This window comes from Atlantibacter sp. RC6 (assembly GCF_014193285.1).
GTDB lineage: Bacteria > Pseudomonadota > Gammaproteobacteria > Enterobacterales > Enterobacteriaceae > Atlantibacter.
The window spans coordinates 35576-58860 of sequence record NZ_JACHZE010000001.1 but is presented as its reverse complement, the minus strand read 5'-3'; the positions used below and the strand labels follow the sequence as shown (position 1 = coordinate 58860).

Annotated in this window: 19 protein-coding genes; 6 read left to right on the top strand and 13 right to left on the bottom strand. The window is 53.7% G+C overall.

The genetic code is table 11. From position 1 onward, the window contains the following. Nucleotides 1-44 precede the first annotated feature (44 nt). Complete coding sequence (locus tag FHW74_RS00250; RefSeq protein WP_183168599.1) at nucleotides 45-968, top strand: OmpG family monomeric porin; 924 nt, start codon at nucleotides 45-47, stop codon at nucleotides 966-968. Between the two features lie 61 nt (nucleotides 969-1029). Here FHW74_RS00250 and FHW74_RS00245 read toward each other — a convergent pair whose 3' ends face one another. The 4 genes from FHW74_RS00245 to ogt all read right to left on the bottom strand — a co-directional run bounded on the left by FHW74_RS00245 (nucleotide 1030) and on the right by ogt (nucleotide 4699). Further along, nucleotides 1030-2043 carry a LacI family DNA-binding transcriptional regulator gene (locus FHW74_RS00245; protein ID WP_183168598.1) on the bottom strand — a complete coding sequence of 338 codons (1014 nt, stop codon included), beginning with the start codon at nucleotides 2041-2043 and terminating at the stop codon, nucleotides 1030-1032. 132 nt (nucleotides 2044-2175) lie between these two features. Next, nucleotides 2176-3126 carry a universal stress protein UspE gene (gene uspE / locus FHW74_RS00240; RefSeq protein ID WP_183168597.1) on the bottom strand — a complete coding sequence of 317 codons (951 nt, stop codon included), beginning with the start codon at nucleotides 3124-3126 and terminating at the stop codon, nucleotides 2176-2178. A gap of 137 nt (nucleotides 3127-3263) precedes the next feature. Next, a complete protein-coding gene (gene fnr / locus FHW74_RS00235; protein WP_125293384.1) occupies nucleotides 3264-4016 on the bottom strand; it encodes a fumarate/nitrate reduction transcriptional regulator Fnr in 753 nt (250 codons plus the stop codon). A 167-nt stretch (nucleotides 4017-4183) separates the two neighbouring features. Further along, nucleotides 4184-4699: a methylated-DNA--[protein]-cysteine S-methyltransferase gene (gene ogt / locus FHW74_RS00230; RefSeq protein WP_183168596.1), complete on the bottom strand. Its 516-nt coding sequence runs from the start codon at nucleotides 4697-4699 to the stop codon at nucleotides 4184-4186. 495 nt (nucleotides 4700-5194) lie between these two features. Between ogt and smrA the strand changes: the two genes are divergently transcribed. Continuing rightward, nucleotides 5195-5758, top strand: a complete 564-nt coding sequence (smrA, locus tag FHW74_RS00225; RefSeq protein WP_183168595.1) for a DNA endonuclease SmrA — start codon at nucleotides 5195-5197, stop codon at nucleotides 5756-5758. Nucleotides 5759-5765: 7 nt separating this feature from the next. Here the strand turns inward: smrA and narI are convergent, their stop codons facing one another. From narI to FHW74_RS00195, 6 genes are all read right to left on the bottom strand, one after another. Then, nucleotides 5766-6446, bottom strand: coding sequence for a respiratory nitrate reductase subunit gamma (gene narI / locus FHW74_RS00220; RefSeq protein WP_183168594.1), 681 nt, complete (start codon nucleotides 6444-6446; stop codon nucleotides 5766-5768). Further along, nucleotides 6443-7138, bottom strand: a complete 696-nt coding sequence (gene narJ / locus FHW74_RS00215; RefSeq protein WP_183168593.1) for a nitrate reductase molybdenum cofactor assembly chaperone — start codon at nucleotides 7136-7138, stop codon at nucleotides 6443-6445. The genes narI and narJ overlap by 4 nt, the downstream gene beginning before the upstream one ends. Beyond that, a complete protein-coding gene (gene narH, locus FHW74_RS00210; protein WP_183168592.1) occupies nucleotides 7138-8682 on the bottom strand; it encodes a nitrate reductase subunit beta in 1545 nt (514 codons plus the stop codon). The genes narJ and narH overlap by 1 nt, the downstream gene beginning before the upstream one ends. Further along, nucleotides 8679-12419 carry a nitrate reductase subunit alpha gene (locus FHW74_RS00205; RefSeq protein WP_183168591.1) on the bottom strand — a complete coding sequence of 1247 codons (3741 nt, stop codon included), beginning with the start codon at nucleotides 12417-12419 and terminating at the stop codon, nucleotides 8679-8681. The genes narH and FHW74_RS00205 overlap by 4 nt, the downstream gene beginning before the upstream one ends. A 53-nt stretch (nucleotides 12420-12472) precedes the next feature. After that, a complete protein-coding gene (locus FHW74_RS00200) occupies nucleotides 12473-13861 on the bottom strand; it encodes a NarK family nitrate/nitrite MFS transporter (RefSeq protein WP_183168590.1) in 1389 nt (462 codons plus the stop codon). 284 nt (nucleotides 13862-14145) lie between these two features. Next, nucleotides 14146-14730, bottom strand: coding sequence for a TetR family transcriptional regulator (locus FHW74_RS00195; RefSeq protein WP_183168589.1), 585 nt, complete (start codon nucleotides 14728-14730; stop codon nucleotides 14146-14148). A gap of 117 nt (nucleotides 14731-14847) precedes the next feature. Between FHW74_RS00195 and FHW74_RS00190 the strand changes: the two genes are divergently transcribed. Beyond that, entirely contained in the window at nucleotides 14848-16341 is a 1494-nt protein-coding gene (locus FHW74_RS00190; RefSeq protein ID WP_183168588.1) for a SmvA family efflux MFS transporter, read from the top strand. A 123-nt stretch (nucleotides 16342-16464) separates the two neighbouring features. Further along, nucleotides 16465-16911 carry a hypothetical protein gene (locus FHW74_RS00185; protein WP_183168587.1) on the top strand — a complete coding sequence of 149 codons (447 nt, stop codon included), beginning with the start codon at nucleotides 16465-16467 and terminating at the stop codon, nucleotides 16909-16911. 36 nt (nucleotides 16912-16947) lie between these two features. Here the strand turns inward: FHW74_RS00185 and FHW74_RS00180 are convergent, their stop codons facing one another. Then, a complete protein-coding gene (locus tag FHW74_RS00180; RefSeq protein ID WP_183168586.1) occupies nucleotides 16948-17823 on the bottom strand; it encodes an EamA family transporter in 876 nt (291 codons plus the stop codon). Continuing rightward, nucleotides 17820-19031, bottom strand: coding sequence for an MFS transporter (locus FHW74_RS00175; RefSeq protein ID WP_183168585.1), 1212 nt, complete (start codon nucleotides 19029-19031; stop codon nucleotides 17820-17822). The genes FHW74_RS00180 and FHW74_RS00175 overlap by 4 nt, the downstream gene beginning before the upstream one ends. A gap of 134 nt (nucleotides 19032-19165) precedes the next feature. Here FHW74_RS00175 and FHW74_RS00170 point away from each other — a divergent pair, with 134 nt between their 5' ends. Both FHW74_RS00170 and FHW74_RS00165 read left to right on the top strand, forming a co-directional pair. Further along, a complete protein-coding gene (locus FHW74_RS00170) occupies nucleotides 19166-19633 on the top strand; it encodes a helix-turn-helix domain-containing protein (RefSeq protein WP_183168584.1) in 468 nt (155 codons plus the stop codon). A 199-nt stretch (nucleotides 19634-19832) separates the two neighbouring features. Continuing rightward, entirely contained in the window at nucleotides 19833-21701 is a 1869-nt protein-coding gene (locus FHW74_RS00165; protein WP_183168583.1) for a DUF4209 domain-containing protein, read from the top strand. A 145-nt stretch (nucleotides 21702-21846) separates the two neighbouring features. Here the strand turns inward: FHW74_RS00165 and FHW74_RS00160 are convergent, their stop codons facing one another. Next, complete coding sequence (locus FHW74_RS00160; protein ID WP_183168582.1) at nucleotides 21847-23265, bottom strand: L-fucose/L-arabinose isomerase family protein; 1419 nt, start codon at nucleotides 23263-23265, stop codon at nucleotides 21847-21849. Nucleotides 23266-23285 lie beyond the last annotated feature (20 nt).

Sequence of the window (23285 nt, the reverse complement as noted above, 5' to 3'; positions counted from 1 at the left end):
CTTTGCATTACCTCTGCAATACCTACAAATGAAGGAACGAAAATATGAATGCCATAATTCGGACGCTGTTACTGTTGCCTGTTGCTGGCGCAATGTATGCCCAGGCGCAAGAAATACCGCAACAAAGCTGGAAATACAGCATTGGCGCGATGTACGAAATTGAAAACGTCGAGGGCCAGGCGGAAGATATGGATGGGCTGTATGAACCCTCCGTCTATTTCAATGCCGCTTACGGGCCGTGGAGTATTAACCTGGTGATGTATCAGGAAGGCCCGGTTGATTACAGTTCGATGTCGCGCGGCACCTATTTCAACCGCCCGGAATTTAACCTGCGTTATCAGTTAATCGAAAACGACGATCTCTCCCTGGGGTTAACCGGCGGCGTACGCAATTACGGTTACCATTTTGAAAATGCGGATGGCTCGCCCGCCGGGACTGCCAATACTCAGCGCTGGAAAATCCAGCCCGACTGGAATGTGAAAATTAATCAGGATCTGGCTTTTGAAGGCTGGCTGGCCTGGTATCGGTTTGTTAACGATCTCAACCAGACCGGTTATTCCGACAGCCGCGTCGAAACCGAAACTGGTTTGAATTATCACTTTAATGAGACCTTCTCGGTTCAGGCGCACTATTATCTTGAGCGCGGCTATAACACCGTGAGCAGTAATAAGCAGGGCGAATTCTCAACTAATGAGGCGCGTATCTATTTCCCCATCGCCCTGGGAAGCAACACCTTTACGCCTTATACCCGCTTAACGATCGATCGCTGGAGCAACTGGGACTGGCAGGATGACGGTTCGGATCCCGAAGATCACGATTACAATCGTCTGGGGTTGCTGTACGCCCATGATTTTAATAACGGATTATCGATGACGCTGGAGTATGCCTATGAATGGCAAACGCACCGCGAAGGCGATACCCATGATATTTTCCACTACGCGGGCATTGGCGTGAATTACGCCTTCTGACGAACCTTCCAAAACGTTCTTATATCCATCGGGCGCAGGCCGACGCACCTGCGCTCAATACTTATCCTGGCAGTGAACCGGTAATCACATTTTCAGTGGCCAGTAAGATGGAGCCAGGCGTCGGTTTATTGGCAATTCGATCAAACAGCAGCGCAGTGCTGGCTTCGCCCAGCGCCTGAATGGGGACTTCAATACCGCTGGGGGGCGGCGTCAGCATAAAAGATAAAATCGCGTCGCTATAGCCAATAACCGCCAACTGTTGCGGAATGGCGATATTCAGACGCGCCGCCACGCGATACAGACTCATTAACTTCAGACTATCAGTGGCGAAAATTGCCTCGGGAAGTGGGGTGCGGGTTAACAATTTTTCCGCAGCTTCTAGGGCGCTGTGATGAGTGTATCCGCCATCAACCATCAGGGTTTCATCAATATTCAATCCGCTGCGGGTCAGGGCGGTTTTACACCCTTCAAGCCTGTCGAGTGAAACATGATAGTCGAGCGGGGCGTGAAGGCAGGCGATACGCTGAAAACCTTTGTCGATGAGTGTTTGGGTCAGCGTGACGCTATCCTGAAAATTATCGGTATCCACTGAGTAGATATTTTGATACTGGCCTTTCAGCCTGCCGATAACCACCACCGGAATATTATATTGATCCAGCTCGGCAAAAACGTGCTCATTCAGCGGCGAGCTGAGCATAATAATGCCTTTAATCATTTTTTGCTTTATTTTGGTCAGGCATTTCTCTAAATCTTCTGCGCTGTTCTTGGAAGTTTGTAATATCACATCAAAACCTTCGTGCTCAGCGCGCGCGATAATGGCATGCAGAACTTCGGAAAAAAAGGGATTACCCGAGGTGGTTTTGGTGGAGCGGGTAGAAATTACCATAATAGCGTCAAAGCCTGACGACGTCAGGGCGCGCGCCAGTTTATTCGGCTGATAATTTAATTCTTCAATGGCTTTTAAAACCCGCTCGCGGGCGTCATCAGAAATATTGGTTTGCTTATTCAGAACTCGTGAAACGGTAGATTTTGAAACTTTTGCAACCCGCGCGATATCATAAATTGTCGGCGACATCAGTCAGCAAACTCCATTTTGAATCAGAATAGCGATATTACTCCAGGCATCGGGGTGTGTCTATTTTAACCACAGCTATTCGATGAGCAAAAAAAAGCACGCCCGAGGGGCGTGCGGGTAGAGCGGCTAAGGCTAATCGTCTTCGTCGTCATCCAGTTCAACCGGCGTCTGATAGTCGTCCGGTTTAATCGCCAGCAAATCGCAGCGCAGATGGTCAATAACCTGTTCCGCCGTATTGCCTAAAAACGCGGCGGACAACCCGGTGCGCCCTACGGTGCCCAGCACCACAATCCCGGCCTGCAAATGCTCGGCCAGATCGGGGATGACCTCTTCCGGCAGGCCTTTTTCGACGTGGGTCATGTTCTCGCCAATCGAATATTTCTGGCGCAGCGCCTTCATGGCAATTAAATGCTGGCCGCGGATCGCGTCGTTATACACGCTGGGATCAAAATCGGGCAGTTCGATGGCGATATTAATTGGCGTGGCGGGGAATGCGCCCACCAGGTGGACTTCGGTATGGTTGACCTGCTCGGCCAGATGCAGCGTCTCGCGCACCAGTTTATCGTTCAGCGCGGTGTGGTAAATCTCTTCACTGGCCAGGTTTACCGCCACCAGCGCTTTACCGCCTTCCGGCCACGGCTGGTCTTTAACCATCCACACCGGGCACGGGCATTTACGCAGCAGGTGCCAGTCGGTGGGGGTAAAAATAACGGATTCAAGTTTGTCGTGCTGGTGGGTCATTTTCAGCACCAGATCGTGCTTAGCGCTTTTCACTTCCTGGATGATGGCTTCAAAGGGGCGGTTATGCCAGACCACTTTGATTTCAACAGGAATGCCGGATTCGATATAGTGCTGCGCTTGCTCGCGTATCCATGCGGTTCGTTGGCTAATCACGCCCTGGCGCATCGCGGTGCGCTCATCGGGGGACAGCAGGGTGGTCATCTCATACGAGAAATCATAAATCGGCAAAAAGGCTTTGATCTTGCCGCCAATGCGTTGATGCAAATACACCGCACGCCGCAGCGCGGGCTGATCGTCCTGGCCTGGGTCAATCACCACCAGCATGTTTTGATAATTTGCCATACAGGGTCTCCTTACAACTGCAAACCACAGTCTGTAAAGTAAGATTAACCCATAGAGATTGAATGAAACAGGGGAGAAGCAAACGCCGGATCAATAAATTAAAAAAATTTAACGATACGGCGTTTAAAAAAGCGCGGTTACGCGACGTTGCGCGAATGGCCTGCCAGTTGCGCCAGCGTGTCGCTGTTTTCGATGGTGATATATTTGCCTTTTACCGCCAGCATACCGCTTTTCTGGAAACGTCCCAGCAGGCGGCTGATGGTTTCAACGGTCAGGCCGAGGTAGTTGCCGATATCGCCACGGGTCATGGTGAGACGGAACTCACGCGGGGAGAAACCACGTTGGGCAAAACGGCGCGACAGGTTATAGATAAACGCGGCCAGGCGCTCTTCGGCATTTTTCTTGGACAGCAGCAGGATCATATCCTGGTCGCCTTTGATCTCGCCGCTCATCAGACGCATCATCTGCTGGCGCAGGTTCGGCATTTTACCGGACAAGTCGTCCAGCGTTTCGAACGGAATTTCGCAGACCATGGATGTTTCCAGCGCCTGGGCAAAGCTCGGATGATGACCAGAGCCAATGGCATCAAAGCCCACTAAATCGCCCGCCAGGTGAAAACCGGTAATTTGCTCGTCGCCCTGCTCGGTGATGGTGTAGCTCTTGATGGTACCGGAACGAATGGCATACAGCGACTTCAACTCATCACCCGCCTTAAACAGCGTTTGCCCTTTCTGAATCGGTTTTTTGCGCTCGATGATGTTATCAAGCTGGTCGAGCTCGTGTTCGTTGAGGGTGAAGGGGATGCACAGTTGGCTGATGCTGCAATCCTGACAATGGATAGCACAACCGCCAGACTGAATGCGTCGAATAATTCGCTTTTCCGGGATCATAGGTCTGCTCAAGCCTTACATTGATATTGGTCAATTTTAACATCTTTTTATTGAGCAGGTAAATCGACCGGAACAGCAAACCGATCACAAACACATGAAAAAAGTAGCACTTTTTTGCTATCCCCTTGATTGATAGGGATATTAAAACTTCCGAAAATTAAGTTCAATTAAATTAAAAAATAACCCTCGTGGCGTAACAGCCACTCTTTACGGGTAACGCCCCCCGCATAGCCAGTTAATGCGCCGCCGCTGCCAATCACCCGATGACAGGGCACAACAATGCTCACGGGATTAGCGCCGTTGGCCGCGCCCACTGCCCGAGCCGCGCCGCTGCGGCCCAACTGCGCAGCCAGTTGGCCGTAGGAGAGGATCTGCCCGCACGGGATAGCGCGTAGTGCTTTCCAGACTTCGCGCTGGAACGGCGTCCCGGCCGTGGCGGTGGGCAGCGTGTCGATAACTGCCAGATCGCCGTCAAAATAATCCTGTAATTTCGCGCTCAGGCCGCCGGGGTTGTGACTGGCGACGCGGTTATAGCCGCTGGGGCGATAATGAATATTGAGCAGTTCAACCATTCTGCCGCTGTGTTCTTCCCATTCCACGGCGCGCAGCTGAAATTGCTCATCGCACAATATCCACAGCGGCCCCAGCGGGGTGGCTATTTTATCTTCAAGAAGGGTTAGCATGGTGAATTCTCGTCAGCTATCTGGAAAGAATGGGTACATCAACATAGCACGTTCCAGATATATTCGATATACCCCTAAGGGCGCAATAAATAGCGGGTTTATTTATTTCCAGATAATATGAATGGAAATCAAAAAAAATGAGCCTGTCGACATCAAACAGGCTCCATAGTACACAGCAGTGCGTCCGGGGCTTATTTCCTGTACTATTTCCTGTGTGCCAGGTTGACTAAGGTATAGCAACGAAAAATTAAAATGAATAATTAATTTGAGTGATTAAATTCACAAAAATAACAGCGAAACGATTCGATAGATAAATATTGCTGAATTATTCGCCGATAAAAAATATTTTTAGCGCCGGGAAGATATATTTAAGGAAATATCAATAAACTCCTAAAATAATATATCCGCCCGTTTGGAACACCTGAATGGCTATCTTGAGGCTCGGGGCAAGGGCGGCTATAGTGTTTGACCTGCAAGACATCCGGAGCCCCGCATATGAAACCTGACGATAAATCACTTTTTCTTGAGGCCATGGATGATGTTAAACCGCTGAAAAACGCCTCATGCACCACCTGGCAAAAACCGAAGCCTGCTCGCGCCGTCGCGTCGGTAGACGTGCTGCAACTCGACAATTTTTTAACCACCGGTTATCTGGATATTGTGCCGCTCAATCAGCCGCTGGAATTCAAGCGTGAAGGGGTGCAGCAGGGCGTGCTGGATAAGCTGCGCCAGGGCAAATACCCCCAGCAGGCGAACCTGAATTTGTTGCGGATGCCGGTTGAACAGTGCCGACAAAAGCTGTTTGCCTTTATCCATCAGGCACAACAGCAGGGGCTACGCAATTTGCTGATCGTTCACGGCAAAGGACGGGAAGACAAATCCCACACCAACATTGTGCGCAGCTATCTGGCGCGCTGGTTAGCGGAGTTTGAAGAGGTGCAGGCCTTTTGCACCGCGCTGCCCCATCATGGCGGCAGCGGAGCTTGTTACGTGGCACTGAAAAAATCGGATGCCCAGCGGCTGGAAAACTGGGAACGTCACGCCAAACGCAGCCGCTAAATGGTAGTTAGCGCCGGGATTTAACAATCTGGTAGCGCCGGGTGAAGTACTCCACCGGCGCACTCCACATATGCACCAGCCGGGTGAACGGGAACAGCAGGAACAGGGTCATACCCAGCACCAGATGCACCCGGTAGACAAACGCCACGCCGTCAAGATAGGTCGCCGCGCCGCCCTGGAAGGTCACCACCGCCTGCGCCCAGTCCACCAGCTTCAGCATTTCGCTGCCATCCATAAACTGCGCGGAAAACGGAATGGTCAGCAGACCCAGCGCGCACTGAACCATCAGCAGCGCGAGGATCAGGATATCCGCCGTGCTGGAGCTGGCCCGCACCCGCGGGTTGAAAATCCGCCGGTACAGCAGCATTAACCCGCCCACCAGCGTCAGCACCCCGCAAATCCCGCCGAGCCACATCGCCATCAGTTGCTTGGTCGCCATCGGTAAAAACCACGCATACATCCAGTGCGGTGTCAGCATCCCGAAGAAATGGCCAAACAGTACGCCGATAATCCCGATATGAAACAGGTTGGACGCCAGCGTCATGCCTTTTTTATCCAGCATCTGGCTGGAGCCCGCGCGCCAGGTGTACTGCCCGTAGTCATAGCGTAACCAGCTGCCGAGGATAAACACCGTTCCGCACAGGTATGGATAGATGTCATAAAAGAAAAAGTTCAGATAGTTGATCATTTGGGACCTCCGGCACTGATATCCAGATACTGAGGCGTGACGTTGTCACTAAATCGCCGTTGATGTTGCTGTAGCGGTGACGCATCGGTGCTACAACCCTGGTCGTCGATAAATTTCACCTGCTCCTCTTCCCAGATGGCGTCCAGCGCCTGAGGCGTATCGTCCCGGGCTTCCTGGGTGACCTGGCTTACCACACTATCACTGCGGTACTGGCTACCGGCAATCGCCAGCAGCGCATCGAACAACTGGCTGTACGGCGACTGGCGCTGCTTGAGCCGCCCGCCCAGAAGCGCCAGGATCGGCGCCACGTCGTTCAGCCCCTGACATGCGTCCTGCTCGGGCTGGATGCTGAGATATTCCAGATACAGCGGCAGCCAGTCCGGCAGTTCGCGGCTGTCTAACTGCAAACCGGCCTTTTCATACTGCGCCATCAGGTCCACCATCGCCTGGCCGCGATCCCGCGACTCGGCGTGCACATGTTCAAACAGCAGCAAAGAGGTGGCGCGGCCCCGGTCGAACAGTTCGCACCATTCCGCCTGCTTGTCGATCAGCGGGGCGGCAAAAAACTGTTCAGCAAACGGGGTCAAGCGCGGCGCCTCCTGCGCCACGGCGGCGCGCAGTTCGTCTGCCGCTTCCCACAATTCTTCATTGGGGTATTCCATCAGCAGGGCGATAATTTTTAAGCGTTGCATTATTCGCCCTCCGCTTTATCGCGCACTTCGGTGATGTTGATGGCGTCGATACGGCTGCTGTTGAACAGGTTAAACTTGCTGTCTGAACCCCGGCAGCCGTCGCCAAAGGTGAAGCCGCAGCCGTTGCGTTCCGGGAACGCGTCGCGGGCCATTTCCCGGTGGCTGGTGGGGATCACAAAGCGGTCTTCGTAGTTGGCGATGGCCAGATAGCGATACATCTCCTGCACCTGAGCTTCGCTGAGGCCCACTTCGTCAATGGCGCGGGTATCGGTCACGCCTTCCACGGTTTGCGAACGCATATAGTGGCGCATCGCCATCATGCGCTTCAGGGCGCGCAGTACCGGGGCCGGGTCGCCGGCGCTCAGCATATTCGCCAGGTATTGCACCGGGATACGCAGGCTTTCTACTGCCGGTAATACCGAATCAGTGCGCGGCAGGCCACCGGCATCCGCCACCGACTGGATCGGCGACAGGGGCGGCACGTACCAGACCATCGGCAGGGTGCGGTATTCCGGGTGCAGCGGCAGCGCCAGCTTCCAGTCCATCGCCAGCTTATACACCGGGGATTTCTGCGCCGCGTCGATCACATTAGCCGGAATGCCCTGTTTCAGTGCTTCTTCGATCACATTCGGATCGTTGGGATTGAGGAATACCTCGCACTGGCGTTGGTACAAATCGGTGGTATGTTCGGTGCTGGCGGCCTCCAGAATGCGGTCTGCGTCGTACAGCACCACGCCGAGATAGCGAATACGCCCGACGCAGGTTTCCGAGCACACCGTGGGCTGGCCGGATTCAATGCGCGGATAACAGAGAATGCATTTTTCCGACTTACCGCTCTTCCAGTTAAAGTAGATTTTCTTGTACGGGCAGCCGCTGATGCACAAGCGCCAGCCGCGGCATTTATCCTGGTCGATCAGCACGATGCCGTCTTCCTCGCGCTTATAGATCGCGCCGCTCGGGCAGGTCGCCACGCAGCTTGGATTGAGGCAGTGCTCGCACAGGCGCGGCAGGTACATCATAAAGGTGTTTTCGAACTGGCCGTACATCTCGGTCTGCATGGCTTCGAAATTCTTGTCCGCCTGGCGCTTGCTGAATTCGCCGCCCAGCAGCTCCTCCCAGTTCGGCCCCCATTCAATTTTTTCCATGCGTTTGCCGGTGAGCAGCGAACGCGGGCGGGCGGTGGGGACGTGTTTGCCCTCTGGCGCGTTATGCAGATGCTGATAATCGAAGCTGAACGGTTCGTAATACTCATCAATCGACGGCAGTACCGGGTTGGCGAAGATTTTCGACATCACCCCCAGTTTGCCGCCGAGGCGCGGCACCAGTTGCCCGCTGATTTTGCGGATCCAGCCGCCTTCCCAGCGGTCCTGATCTTCCCAGTTTTTCGGATACCCGATACCCGGTTTGGTTTCGACGTTATTAAACCAGGCGTATTCCATGCCTTCGCGCCCGGTCCAGACGTTTTTACAGGTCACCGAACAGGTGTGGCAGCCGATGCATTTATCCAGGTTCATCACCATACCGACTTGCGAACGTATTCTCATTTTGCCGCCTCCTGTACCTGGTTATTGCCTTCGTCATCCAGCCAGTCGATATTGCGCATCTTGCGGATCAGGATGAATTCATCACGGTTCGAGCCCACGGTGCCGTAGTAGTTGAAGCTGTAGGCCAGCTGGGCGTAACCGCCGATCATATGGGTCGGTTTGGGGCAGACGCGGGTCACCGAGTTGTGAATGCCGCCGCGCATCCCGGTGACCTCCGAACCGGGAATATTCATCAGGCGCTCCTGGGCGTGATACATCATGGTCATGCCCGGTGGGACGCGCTGGCTGACCACCGCCCGGGCGGTGAGCGCGCCGTTGGCGTTAAAGGCTTCGATCCAGTCGTTATCGGCAATGCCGAGTTCACGGGCGTCGCTTTCGCTGATCCAGACTATCGGCCCGCCGCGCGACAGGGTGAGCATCAGCAGGTTTTCGCTGTAGGTGGAGTGGATGCCCCATTTCTGGTGCGGCGTCAGGAAATTGAGCGCCTTTTCCGGGAAGCCATTAGAGGGAATATCGCGCAGAGAACTGACGCTGCGGGTATCCACCGGTGGACGATAGGTCACCAGGCTTTCGCCGAAGGCGCGCATCCACTGATGATCCTGATACAGTTGCTGGCGGCCCGACAGGGTGCGCCAGGGGATCAGCTCGTGAACGTTGGTATACCCGGCGTTATACGAGACATGTTCATCCTCCAGCCCGGACCAGGTGGGGCTGGAGATGATTTTGCGCGGCTGGGCCACGATATCGCGAAAGCGGATCTTCTCGTCTTCTTTCGGCAGCGCCAGATGATGGTGCTCGCGCCCGGTAATTTTGCTCAACGCTTCCCAGGCTTTTACCGCCACCTGGCCGTTGGTTTCCGGGGCCAGCGCCAGGATCACTTCTGAGGCGTCAATGGCGCTGTCGATTTTTGGCCGTCCGGCGGCGGGGCCGTCAGCTTTGCGATAGTTGAGCTTGCCGAGCAGTTCCACTTCGCTTTCGGTATTCCAGCTAATGCCTTTGCCGCCGTTGCCGAGTTTATCCATCAGCGGGCCAAGCGAAGTAAAACGCTCCCAGGTGGCCGGGTAATCACGCTCCAGCACCACAATATTCGGCGCGGTTTTGCCGGGGATCAGATCGCATTCGCCTTTGCGCCAGTCGAGGATATCAAACGGCTGCGCCAGCTCTGCCGGAGAGTCATGTTGCAACGGCTGCAACACCACGTCGATCTCTTTGCCCAGATGCCCGACGCACACCGCCGAAAACGCTTTGGCGATACCTTTGTAAATCTCCCAGTCGCTTTTCGATTCCCAGGCCGGGTCCACGGCGGCGGAGAGCGGATGAATAAACGGATGCATATCCGAGGTATTCATATCGTCCTTTTCATACCAGGTGGCGGTGGGCAGCACGATATCCGAGAACAGGCAGGTGCTGGACATGCGGAAATCGAGGGTTACCAGCAGATCCAGCTTGCCCTCGATAGCGCCCCCTTGCCATTCCACCTCTTCGGGCTTCACCTCATCGGTACTGCCCAGGTCCTCGCCCTGAATGCCGCTTTCAGTGCCCAGCAGATAGCGCAGCATATACTCGTGGCCTTTGCCGGACGAACCCAGCAGATTGGAGCGCCAGATAAACATATTACGCGGATGGTTCTGTCCGTTGTCCGGCTGCTCGCAGGCGAAGCGCAAATCGCCGGATTTCAGCGACTGCACGGTATAGTCGATGGGCGACATCCCGACGTCTTTGGCCCTCGCGGCCAGATGCAGCGGGTTAACCCCCAACTGCGGCGCTGAAGGCAGCCAGCCCATGCGCTCGGCCCGCACGTTGAAATCAATCAGGTGGCCGGTAAATTTTGCCGGATCCGCCAGCGGCGACAGCAGCTCCTGGGCGGTGAGTTTTTCGTAGCGCCACTGGCTGGCGTGGTTATAAAAAAACGAGGTGCTGTTCATCTGGCGCGGCGGGCGGTTCCAGTCCAGGGCGAATGCCAGCGGCAGCCAGCCGGTTTGCGGCCTTAATTTTTCCTGGCCGACATAGTGCGCCCAGCCGCCGCCGGTTTGCCCGACGCAGCCGCAGAACACCAGAATATTGATCATCCCCCGATAGTTCATGTCCATGTGATACCAGTGGTTGACCCCCGCGCCGAGAATAATCATTGAGCGACCGTGGGTTTTCAGCGCGGTATCGGCGAACTCGTGGGCAATCTGCTCGATATGCTGGCGCGGCACACCGCAAATCTGTTCCGCCCAGGCCGGGGTGTAGGGCTTGATCTCATTGAAGTCGCTGGCGCAGTGCTCGTCGTCCAGCCCGCGGTCCAGCCCGTAGTTTGCCAGGATCAGATCGTAAACGCTGACCACCCGGCCTGCGCTGCCATCCGCCAGCGTCAGGGTTTTCACCGGCAGTTTATGCAGCATGATCGGGTCGTGTTTGACGTAGCGGAAATGCGGGTTTTCCTGGCCGCCGAAGTAGGGGAACGCCACCTCGTCGATGGCGTCATGCCGCCCCAGCAGGCTCAGTTCCAGCTCGGTCTCCACGCCTGCCGCCAGGCTTTCCAGATTCCATTTGCCCTGTTCGCCCCAGCGGAAGCCAATCGAGCCGTTGGGCACCACTAAATCTCCGGCGCGGTTATACGCCACGGTTTTCCATTGCGGATTGTTGGCCTCGCCTAATCCGTCCAGCAGATCGCTGGCGCGCAGCATCCGGCCCGGCGCAAAGTAGCCCTCCGGGCGCGGCTCCAGCAACACCAGCATCGGCATATCGGTATAGCGGCGGCAGTAGTTGATAAAGTAATCGCCGGGGTTATCAAGGTGGAACTGGCGCAAAATAACGTGGCCCATCGCCATCGCCAGCGCGCTGTCGGTGCCTTGTTTGGGGGCCAGCCACTGGTCGCACAGCTTCGCCACTTCCGAGTAGTCAGGGGTAATGGCGATGGTCTTGGTGCCTTTGTAGCGTACCTCGGTAAAAAAGTGCGCGTCCGGGCTGCGGGTCTGCGGCACGTTAGAGCCCCAGGCGATGATATAGCTGGAGTTGTACCAGTCGGCGGATTCAGGAACGTCGGTCTGCTCGCCCCAGGTCATCGGCGAGGCGGGCGGTAAATCGCAGTACCAGTCGTAAAAGCTCAGGCAGGTGCCGCCAAGCAGTGACAGATAACGGGTGCCCGCCGCGTAAGAGACCATCGACATCGCCGGGATCGGCGAGAACCCCGCCACCCGGTCCGGCCCGTAGGTTTTAATGGTCCAGACGTTGGCGGCGGCAATCAGTTGATTCAGCTCCTGCCAGTTGGAGCGGATAAAGCCACCGCGCCCGCGCACTTTTTTATAGCTGTGGGTTTTCTCCGGGTCGGCCATAATCGACGCCCAGGCTTCTACCGGGTCACTGTTATGAGTCAGCGCCTCGCGCCACAGTTCGATCAGACGTTTGCGCACCAGCGGATACTTCAGCCGGTTGGCGCTGTACAGATACCAGGAATAGCTGGCGCCGCGCGGGCAGCCGCGCGGTTCGTGGTTAGGCAAATCGGGGCGGGTACGCGGATAGTCGGTCTGTTGGGTTTCCCAGGTCACCAGGCCGTTCTTGACATAGATTTTCCAGCTACAGGAGCCGGTACAGTTCACGCCATGGGTGGAGCGCACCACCTTATCGTACTGCCAGCGCTGGCGATAACTGTCCTCCCAGTCGCGGTTGGTGTGCATCACCTGGCCGTGATCGTCAGCAAAAGTGTCGCCTTTGAGTTTGAAATAGCGAAATCGATCGAGAAGTTTGCTCATTGCTTTCTCCTGACAGGAAGAAGGCTTCCTGAATGATACTGCCGAAACGAGTGTTATTTTTTTCCGCGTTGAGGGCGGCCATACACCAGCCAGGTCACCAGCACGCAGACGATGTAGAACACCAGAAATACCTTCATCGCTCCCACTGGCGAACCGGTCATTTCCAGCGAGGTGCCGAAGGCTTTCGGGATAAAGAAGCCGCCCACCGCGCCGATGGCGGAGATAAAGCCCAGCGCGGCGGCGGTGTCAGTCACCGCTTCCTGCTGGGCCTGCTGCTCGCTGCCGCCCTTGAGCTTGACCCGGTAAATGGTGATGCGGCGGAAAATCACCGCGATCATCTGGAAGGTTGATCCGCTGCCTAAACCGGCGGTGAGAAACAGCCCCATAAACACCAGATAAAACGCTACGAAGCTGCCCGAACCGCTGCCCGGCAGGGTAAAAAACAGCAGGGCGCTGAACAGCGCCATAAACACGAAGTTAATCAGCGTCACCCGCACGCCGCCGAAGCGGTCGGAAATCATGCCCCCCGCCGAGCGGGCCAGCGCGCCGATAAACGGGCCGAAAAACGCCAGTTTGAGGATGTTGACGTCCGGAAACTGGGTTTTCGCCAGCATAGCGAAGCCTGCTGAAAAGCCGATAAACGAGCCGAAAGTCGCCAGATACAGCAGACTTAACAGCCACAGATGGGCGCGCTTGAGCACCGGCAACTGGGAGCGAATCGACGCTTTCGAGCTGGCGATATCGTTCATCCCGAACCAGGCGGCGAGGGTGGCGACCAGCAACAGCGGCGCCCAAATCCACGCGGCGTTCGCCAGCCACAGCGACGAGCCGTCCGGCTGTTCGACACCGTGTACCCCCAGGAACACGAACATTGGCAGGGTGATCACCAGCGGGGAGACCATCTGCATCACGCTAACGCCCAGGTTGCCCATCCCGCCGTTAATCCCCAATGCGCTGCCCTGGCGAGCTTTGGGAAAGAAGAAACTGATATTGCCCATGCTGGAGGCGAAGTTGGCCCCGGCGAATCCGCACAGCAGCGCGATAATCATAAATACTTCAAACGGAGTAGCCGGGTTTTGAATGGCGAAGCCCAGCCAGACGCAGGGAATAATCAGGATCACGGTGCTTAACACCGTCCAGTAGCGGCCACCGAACACCGGCACCATAAAGGAGTAGGGCACCCGTAAAATAGCGCCGGATAATGACGGTAAGGCGGTTAATAAAAAAAGCTGATCGGTAGTGAAATTAAAGCCCACTTTATTGAGATTGACCGCCACGGCGCTAAATAACATCCAGACGCAGAAAGCTAATAATAAGCAGGCGACGGAAATAACTAAATTGCGGCGCGCAATGGTTTTACCTTTATTGTTCCAGAAGGCGTCGTTTTCGGGTTTCCAGTCTTTTAATAAATGACTATTGGTTTTGGTCGTTGTTGGTAGCATGATCGCCCCTTGCCTGAATCAATATTAGAAACAAAAGGTTACGGCGGAGAGTTGCGCGTCCGTTTGATAATAAAGCGACAAAATTGAATGGGTGAACACAACAAGAATAGATAAAAAAGTACCAGAGACAGGGCGTGGCGAGGATTAACAGCTAGGTTAATTGTTACTAATTGTAATAATTAAACCTTAAGCGGTAAATGTTATCGATTACCGTGAAAAAGGTAATAAAAAGTAATGGTGACGCAATTCACAAATATTTATGGCGTTACTTTCATATTTCAAATTTATGATGGGGCGATTAATTCATTATTAATCATAATATCAACGTGACGGCGAAAGGCCGATTCATCCATACCGGATAATCCAAGCTTAACAATGCCATCTAACCCGCTGACAAAAGCGATAATTCGCCAGGCAATATTCTCCGGGCTGTCGCGCAGTTGAAATTCATTCTCACTGGCTCCCTGAGAAATAATCTCTGTGGTGGCGTCATGCCACATCTCCATCGAAATTATCCACGCCTGTTTCATTTCCGCTTCGCGCCGGGCGAGGGCTTCCGCTTCGCCAAACAGCCGGAGATACTGCTCGATATCGGGGTTATCAAACCCCAGCGTCCAGTTGAGTTTTGCGCGCCAGCTTTTTAACGGCGGGGCGCTCTCCAGATCCAGCGACTGGCGGCTGAGGCGCAAAAACGTCTCGGCTTTTAACGCCATCGACGAGGCAAAATGGTGATGCACCTGGCCGGCGGCGATCCCGGCCTCGCTGGCGATGCGCCGCACCGTCATAGCGGCAAGCCCTTCTGAAAGCGCGACGCGCATCGCGGCTTCCATCACGTTCTCACGACGATCTTCCCGGTTCATGTAACTCATATCTGGCTCCTCTGCGGCGGACCGCCAGTGTATCAAAAAAATTGGACGCGCGTTCAAATTTCCGTAGAATCGCAAATCTGGACAACCGTCCAAATTGGTTGAAAGAGTGATAAGCGTATGTTTCGTAAGTGGTATACCTTAGCTATTTTGGTGCTGATCTATATTCCGGTCGCCATTGACGCCACGGTGCTGCATGTGGCGGTGCCGTCATTAACCCTGGCGCTGGGGGCGTCGGGTAATGAGCTGTTGTGGATCATTGATATCTATTCGCTGGTGATGGCCGGGATGGTGCTGCCGATGGGCGCGCTGGGCGACCGCATCGGCTATAAGCGCCTGACGCTGATCGGCAGTTCGCTGTTTGGCGTGGCCTCGCTGGCGGCGGCGTTCTCAACCCAGGCCAGCGAACTGATTGCCGCGCGCGCACTACTGGCGGTGGGTGCGGCGATGATCGTCCCGGCGACGCTGGCGGGCATTCGCAGCACCTTTAATGATGAGCGCGAGCGCGGCATCGCGCTGGGGATCTGGGTAGCTGTGGGTTCCGGCGGCGCGGCGTTTGGCCCGCTGGTGGGCGGCATTTTGCTTGAACACTACTACTGGGGTTCGGTGTTCCTGATTAATCTGCCGATTATCGCCCTGGTGCTGCTGTTCACCGCCTTGTGCATCCCACACCAGCCGGTGCAGCGTGCGCAAACCCTGAATTTAACCCAGGCGCTGATGCTGATCGCCGCGATCCTGCTGCTGGTGCTGGCCGCGAAAACCAGCCTGAAAACGAACAGCAATATCATGCTGGTGCTGGGGGCGTTAATCAGCGGCGGTGTGCTGATGGCGCTGTTTATCCGCAGCCAACTGCGCGCCCGCGCGCCGATGATCGACCTGACGTTGTTTACCCATCGCATTATTTTAACCGGCGTGCTGATGGCGCTGACCGCGATGATCACCCTGGTCGGCTTTGAGCTGCTAATGGCCCAGGAGTTGCAGTTTGTCCACGGCTTTACGCCGCTGGAGGCAGGGCTGTTTATGCTGCCGCTGATGCTGGCCTGTAGTTTCAGCGGCCCGGCGGCGGGGGTGTTGGTGGGGCGCTTCGGGTTGCGTAAGGTTGCAACGCTCGGCATGGCGCTGAGTGCCCTGAGCTTTTACGGCCTGGCGATGACCGATATGGCGAACCAGCGCGCCGTGGCCTGGGGCTGGATGATTTTGCTGGGGCTCAGCGCCGCCACCGCGCTGTTGGCGTCGACCGCCGCGATTATGTCGGCAGCGCCGAAAGAAAAAGCCACGGCGGCAGGGGCGATTGAAACCATGGCTTATGAACTGGGCGCGGGAATGGGTATCGCCATTTTCGGCATGATTTTAAGCCACTCGTTCAGCGGTTCGATTGACCTGCCATCAGAATTGCCCGCCACGCTGATGGCCCAGGCCAGCGCGTCGATCAACGACGCGTTGCTGGTGGCGCAGCAGCTTAGCCCGGCGCTGGGCGCGCAGGTGGTTGATGCGGCAAATATGGCGTTTAAGGAATCGCACAGCGCAGTGCTGTCGGTGGCAAGCGGGATGCTGCTGATACTGACAGTGGGGGTGTGGTTTGCCCTAAGACCGGTGAAGAGGACGTTGCAGTAACGGTGCGGCGAGTAAACGTTCAGGGAAGATCGTTTACTCGCAATCACTGGCGATCATCAGACGTTATTGACAGCCCTGTATTCATTTGTGAGTATCAATATTCACGTGTGAAAGGGATAAAAGATGCAGGAAATAATCAATATTATATCAGTGGCCTTGCCCCTGGTTTTTTTATACTTTCTGATGACATTCTGTATCAGGACGGTACGACATCCCAAACGCATCATTACAGAAAGCAATGGAATGAAAAAAATCTCTACCAATCCTTCTATTTTTGGAGGCTCTTCCCAGAAACAATATTATTACGATGACGAATATCTCTATGAAGTTAAAAATGATGTCACCTATAAAATTGCATTTAGCGAGATTATTCAAATCAAACCGGGTTATACCAAAATAAACAACCGTCGCAACTGGCTGGTGAGCTACCATAAAAACGGCGTGAGAAAACAAGTAGAGTTTTTCCATAACTTAACTCTCTTTAACCATAATTTCTCTGGCTTTTTGTTGGCGGTTAAACAAGCCAATCCTGACGCTGACGTCAAAACGCTGTCTTTTTTCAATCTCTGAACAGCGGGAAAACGGGCTGTCGATGTCACAGTCGCGCTATTTCATAAAATATCGCTGTAGCCGCTGACCATACAGGCCGATAGCCAGGCCTGTAATAATGAGCGCCAGTGCGACGATCTTCATCGCCGGGACATGTTCACCAAATATCATCACAGAACCGAGAATGCCGAATACCGGCACCAGCAAGGATAATGGCGCAACCGTGGAAACAGGATAGCGCTTAATCAGCGAATTCCACACCCAATAGCCAAACAGGGTATTTGGATAAACCTGAAACAAAATGGAAAATAGCGCGCGCATATCCATATGGCTAATGAGCGAGTGATAACCACTGGCCCCGTTGACCAGCCAATCCAGCAAAAAAAGCGGGATGGGTGAAAACGCGCTAGACCAGACCAAAAAAGCAAACACCTGTTTGGTGCCGGTTTTTTTGATAATAATATTGGCCATGCTCCACGCTAACGCCCCCGCAAGCACCAGCACCATGCCGGAGAACGTGACGGAACCATCCGTAATGAAAAAAATGCTCAGTAATCCTGCGCAGGAGAGCGCAAATCCCGCCAGCTGATAGCGGCTGAGAGGCTCTTTAAATAACCCACTTCCTGCTAACAAAGTGAAAAACGCGCTGAACTGAAGCACCAGCGAGGCGATTCCCGCAGAGAGACCGGTTTTAATGCCCAGATTAACCAGCCCCCACAGGCCAATACCAAAAACCAGACCATAGCCGATAAGATAACGCCACGGGACTGGCGGTTTTTTAATAAACAACAGCGCGGGCAGGGCACACAGCGTAAAGCGAATACCGGCCAGAATAAAAGGATCGACCGAGTGCAGCCCTAATTTGATCACGGAAAAGTTGACGCCCCAGATTGCCGTTATCAACAGAGCGAGGAGTAAGTGAGGTAATTTCATGAGTGACGCGATCCCAACCAGAACAAAAAAGCGCAGGCGCTGACCAGCGCACCGGCGTAACAGACGAAATGCCATCCCCCAAGCGCATAAAGCTGGGTGGCAGTAATCGCGCCCAGTGCGCTTCCCAGCGAATAGAAACACATATATGCCCCGACCAGACGGCTTGCTGCCTCGGGTCTGGCCGCAAAAATCATGCTTTGATTAATGACGTGAACTGTCTGGACGGCAAAATCCAGCACGATCGCGCCCAGAGCCAGTAGCAATAACGATTTATTGAGAAAGGCGATGGGCAGCCAGCAGAGGGTCAGTAAAGCCAGCGCGAATCCGCTCGCCCGTTGCCCCATTCCTCTGTCAGCCCACAACCCGCCTCGGGAAGCCGCCAGCGCACCGGCCACCCCCGCTAAACCAAACAAACCGATCTGGGTGTGCGACAGTGACAGGGCGCTGAGCGGCATCACCATTGAGGTCCACAGCATGCTGAAGGCTGCAAAAATCAGCAGCGCCAGTATGCCTCGCTTACGTAGCTGCGGTTCAGTGACGAACAGTTGAAAGAGAGACAACACCATGGAAGGGTATGAAGTACGCGGCGTTGCCGTCGCGGTAGCGGGCATCATCTTTGCCAGCACGAGAGTGACCAGCAATAACAGGCAGGCGGCAGTGAGATAGACCGCCCGCCATCCCGCCAAATCGGCAATGGATCCCGATACGAAGCGCGCGGACAGGATCCCCAGCACAATGCCGCTGGTCACGCTGCCGACCACCTTTCCACGCTGCTCCGGGGGCGCCAGCGTAGCGGCCCACGCCACCATCAGTTGCGCCACCACCGCCATCAAACCCACCAGCAGCATCGCGCCCAGCAGCGTCATGAAATTCGCTGCAAAGGCCGCTGTCGTTAACGCCAGGACTGAAAGCAGCAACTGGGCAAGAACCAGCGTTTTACGATTGTACCGATCGCCCAGCGGAACCAGAAACAGCAGCCCAATGGCGTAACCTGTCTGGGTTGCGGTAACCACCGTACCTGTCGTGCCGGATTGCACATTCATGCTTGCGGCGATGGATTCCAGTAACGGCTGAGCAGAATACACATTGGCGACCGCCAGCCCGCAGGTCAGTGAGAACAGAAAGCGTATTCGAAGCGATAGCGGAGAAGAGTCTGAAGACGGGGAATCGATCCTCAGGGCGCATGCCTTGTCTGCCTGGCAGTTCATATTGCGATCCTTTCTGGTTGCTTTTTGAAACCTCAAGGCAAACATAATTATCAGCAGAGGTTTTTTTTTGCAACTTCTTTTCCTGGAGGGTAATCTGGCGTCTGTCTGTCAACGATCACAGAAGGAAAGAGGAGATGGCAAAACAGGAGGCGCTCAGAACCAGCGAATGCCCCGTCGCCCGGACCTTAGAGTCGATAGGCGAACGCTGGTGTTTGATGATCATTCGTGAGGCCTTTGATGATGTTCGTCGATTCAGCGAGTTCCAGAAGAACCTCGGCCTGGCGAAAAATATCCTTGCGGCACGCCTGAAGCATCTGGTGGAAATCGGCGTATTTGACGTTTGCCCGGCGTCTGATGGCAGCGCGTACAAAGAATACATCCTGACCGAAAGGGGCCGCTCCGTATTTCCGATCGTGGTCGCCATGCGGCAGTGGGGCGAACGTTATATGTTTGAAAAGGGTGAGATACACTCTGTGTTGCTGGATAAGGAGAACGGGGAACCGTTGCCTGTGCTGGAAGTATGCTCATCGCAAGGGGCCAGGCTTGAGCCAGCGGATTGTTACCGCCAGCGCGTGGTGGCTGGGGTTAGGGGAGAGGAATGATTTTTTTAGCGGGGCGTTGAGGATGGTTATTAGAGATAGGGGTTGTTTCGGGTCAGGAGCGGACTTTTAATGGTTCAAAAAACGAGCATGCTGAACCCAATTTTGTCGACCAATACACATTTCATTTTTAGTATTGATGCCAGTGACGCATTTTGCCGCTCTCTGGCAGATTCCACTAAATCGTATTCAGGGAAAACTCATGGCTACTCAAGAAAGCGGTATCCGATCAAAAAATGATATGGCCACAATGCCTGTAGTTCTGGCAGCAGCGGATGATTTCGCCGTTTTTAACTTTGAATCATTATTGCCAGAATTGTCCTCTTGTGATTATCGCGAACTAAATAATCAGCTGGAAATATTGGCACAATCCTCTGACGCCGCTCATAAGCGTGTTTATGAATTGCTGAAGGAAGTTTGTTCATTTCATTTTAGGGCAGATGATCCTATTCAGCCATGGGGGCCAGTATGGAGTGGTCAAAATGGTCGCTCTTACATACCTAGTGACTTCCGTGGTCAGCAAAATGATATCCTGTCGAACGTAGTCACTCAAATTGAGAACAGACTGCTTAGAGCCCGGGTGGCAGATATAATATGGACTAATGATAAAAGTAAAAAAGAATCGGCAATAATAGCAGTAAATAGTTACTGTCAACTTATAGACACATATAGCAACAATCTTTTTGAAGTGGATTCTTATAGGGTTCTTAATTATATAGGGAAGCTTGAACAATTCTTAAAACGTGCGCTTGATATAATTTCGTTGACACAAAAGAAAAACACATTTCCAAAAAATGTACAAACTGCATTTGATATTGTGTATGCAAAGGCAATAGAACTAAAGTTGTATATAATATTCGAACGAGTAGCTCGGTATGGGGCAAATAAGAAGCTCATTGATTGGAGTTTTGTTGCCAAGGATGCCAAGAAATTAGCAAGTGAGGCAGATACGAATTCATATCCAGAGGCTGTCAAAAAATTATTTTATTTAGCTGCAACTGCATTTGAAAAAAATGGGGACAATAATTCCAAGCGGGAGTGTCAGGAGAGAGCAGTAGAGCAAACACTTAAGATGAGAGAGCATGTCAGTCAGGCCTCAGCAAAGGCATACTGGACAAGCATTGCGATAGGGGAGCTTCGTTCTATAGGTGGGAACAAAGAGCGTATAACAGCTCTGATTGTCGAGTTACGTGACTTGCAGATGTTATCACGCGATGAATTTACAACATTCACAACCCCTATAAATGCCGATAAAGCGAGAAAGGAAACATCTAAAATATACTCAGTTCTTCCCCTTTCAGATTGTTTATATGAGTTTATCATAGCCCCATTTCTAATTTCCAAGAGTGAACTATGTCAGTATGCTGATTCTGTTCGAAAGAACAGTATTTTTAGTAATTTCATGGGTGCCGTATATACTGATAGAGAAGGTAAAGTCTACGCAAAAACTCCTGCTGCTTCCTTTGACGGGAATCCATCGGAGGAATGGTACAAGTCTCAACATATCAAAACTCTTGATTTATTATATCATCACTTTTTTTCCGGTTATGTTGATCCTGTTCGTTATTGTTTATCAACCCGGTTTTCTATAGAAGAGCGTCATTTCGAATCGATTGTCGCATTAAGCCCATTCGTTCCTCGTGGGCATGAACATATATTTTCGTTAGGTTTCTCTCGTTTCTTTCAGGGTGATTATGCTTCTGCTGTTTACCTTCTTGTTCCTCAACTTGAGAACTCAATACGGTTTTATATGCATACGCTTAGTCGTGATACTTCTAAATTAAATAATGAACTTCTTCAGGAAGATCGTTCGCTATCCGGAATGATTGAGAATATTCGTCCTGAGTTGGAGCAGGTATTTGGTGCGGATTTGATAAATATTATTGATTTACTGTTCAATTACAAACCAGGCCCATCTCTGCGCCATGAAATAGCGCACGGAAAATTATCAGCGGGAGAATGTTTTAGCGCTTCAGCTATTTATGCTTGCTGGTTGATTTATCGTCTTGTCTGTTGGCCTCTGTTAGATTGCTGGGATGAACATATAGCACCGTCTATAGAGGAAAACTAAAATTTATGAGCCTTATAACATATAACTACTGGTCACTTGCAGCAGAGCTAGCGTTAAGGAGAACATTCGCTTCTCTCGCACAATGCCCCACCAAAAAAAACCGCACGCGGCCCTGCGCCGCGTGCGGTTGCAGCGTTAATAAAAATCAACGATGCCAGTAACAGCTAATCCCCAGATACTTAGTAAACGCCTCCTGCAACACCGCGCCGGTGGCCGAGTGGTTCATCGCCACGTGGTGTTCAAAGCCGTTGTTGCAGATCCACGCCAGCAGATTTTCCAGATGCGGCACTTCAATCACCGCACGGCAACCCACGGTATCCAGCGCGTCATCCACCGACTGGCCTTCGCCGACGTAGGCTTTGATCTCGCCGGTAAAATCATCCGATGACAGGCGGAAGTAGGTGAGCGGGCCTGATTTCAGGCGTCCGTGCACCGCGCCGCAGGTGTTCTCTTTGCCCACGGTGGTGCCGATGATATCCGCAGTGCCCATCGCCGGGGATTCCAGGCTGGCGCTGGCGAAGTTGCCGCAGTGGAACAGCACGCATTTGTTGCGATCGTCACCAAAGTTGTTGTTCCAGTCGGCAATCGACGCCGGGTTAAGGGAGCAGCTCGCCAGGGCGTACATCGACAGCGCCCCCATCACGTCCACTTCACAGGCGCTCGGCATCAGCTGGCCGGACATCACGCTCATGATTGAGCAGACGTTAATCCCGAGGTTTTCCTGGAGCGACGTCCAGCACTGAATAGCAGTGGTGTCGATATCATTGGCCGTCACCCATTCGCTGATCACCACAAACAGTTTCGCCATGGTCACCAGTTTATCCGCCGGAATGGCGCTGGCGTCGGCGTTGTCCATCAGGATGCCGCGTTTTTCCTGCACCCGAATGTCGTCATCGCTGATGTGTTTAATGCGCGTGAAGATCTCCGACAGGTCGAGGGTTTCCACCGCCACGCCCATTTTCTCCAGCAGTTTTTCGCTGTAACGCACGGTGTTGAAGCTCGCCGGACGCGCGCCGATGGCCCCAATACGCACGCCTTTCATTGAGCTCACTACCCGGCAGATTTGGGTAAAGCGCTGCAAATCGCTGGCGAATACCTCGCTGGTCAGCGCGCAGACGTGCTGAGTGGTCAGGGTAAACGGAATGCCGTACTGGCGCAGGTTGTTGCACAGGGAAATCTTGCCGCAGAAGCTGTCGCGACGGGTGGCGAGGCCCATTTTATCGAGGTTGTCCTCTTCGGCCTGGATTAACACCGGCACGTTGAGGCCGGAGAGGCGAATGGCTTCCGCCACCGCTTTTTCATCGCCAAAGTTCGGCAGCAACACCACCACGCCGTGGATCTGGTCGCGGTGCTTGCGGAACAGCTCGGCGCACACTTTGGCGTCCTGGCGGGTTTCCACGCCGCCGAGGTAGGTTTCGCCATCTTTCAGCATCACGGTATTGATGCCGAGACGGGAGAACAGCGCTTCGGCCTGTTCGCGGGCTTCCGCCACCAGATAGCTGGGGAAAAATCCACGGTTGCCGATAATTACGCCGAAGGTTAATTGATGTGGGATACGGGACATGGCATCACTCCAGTAAAAGG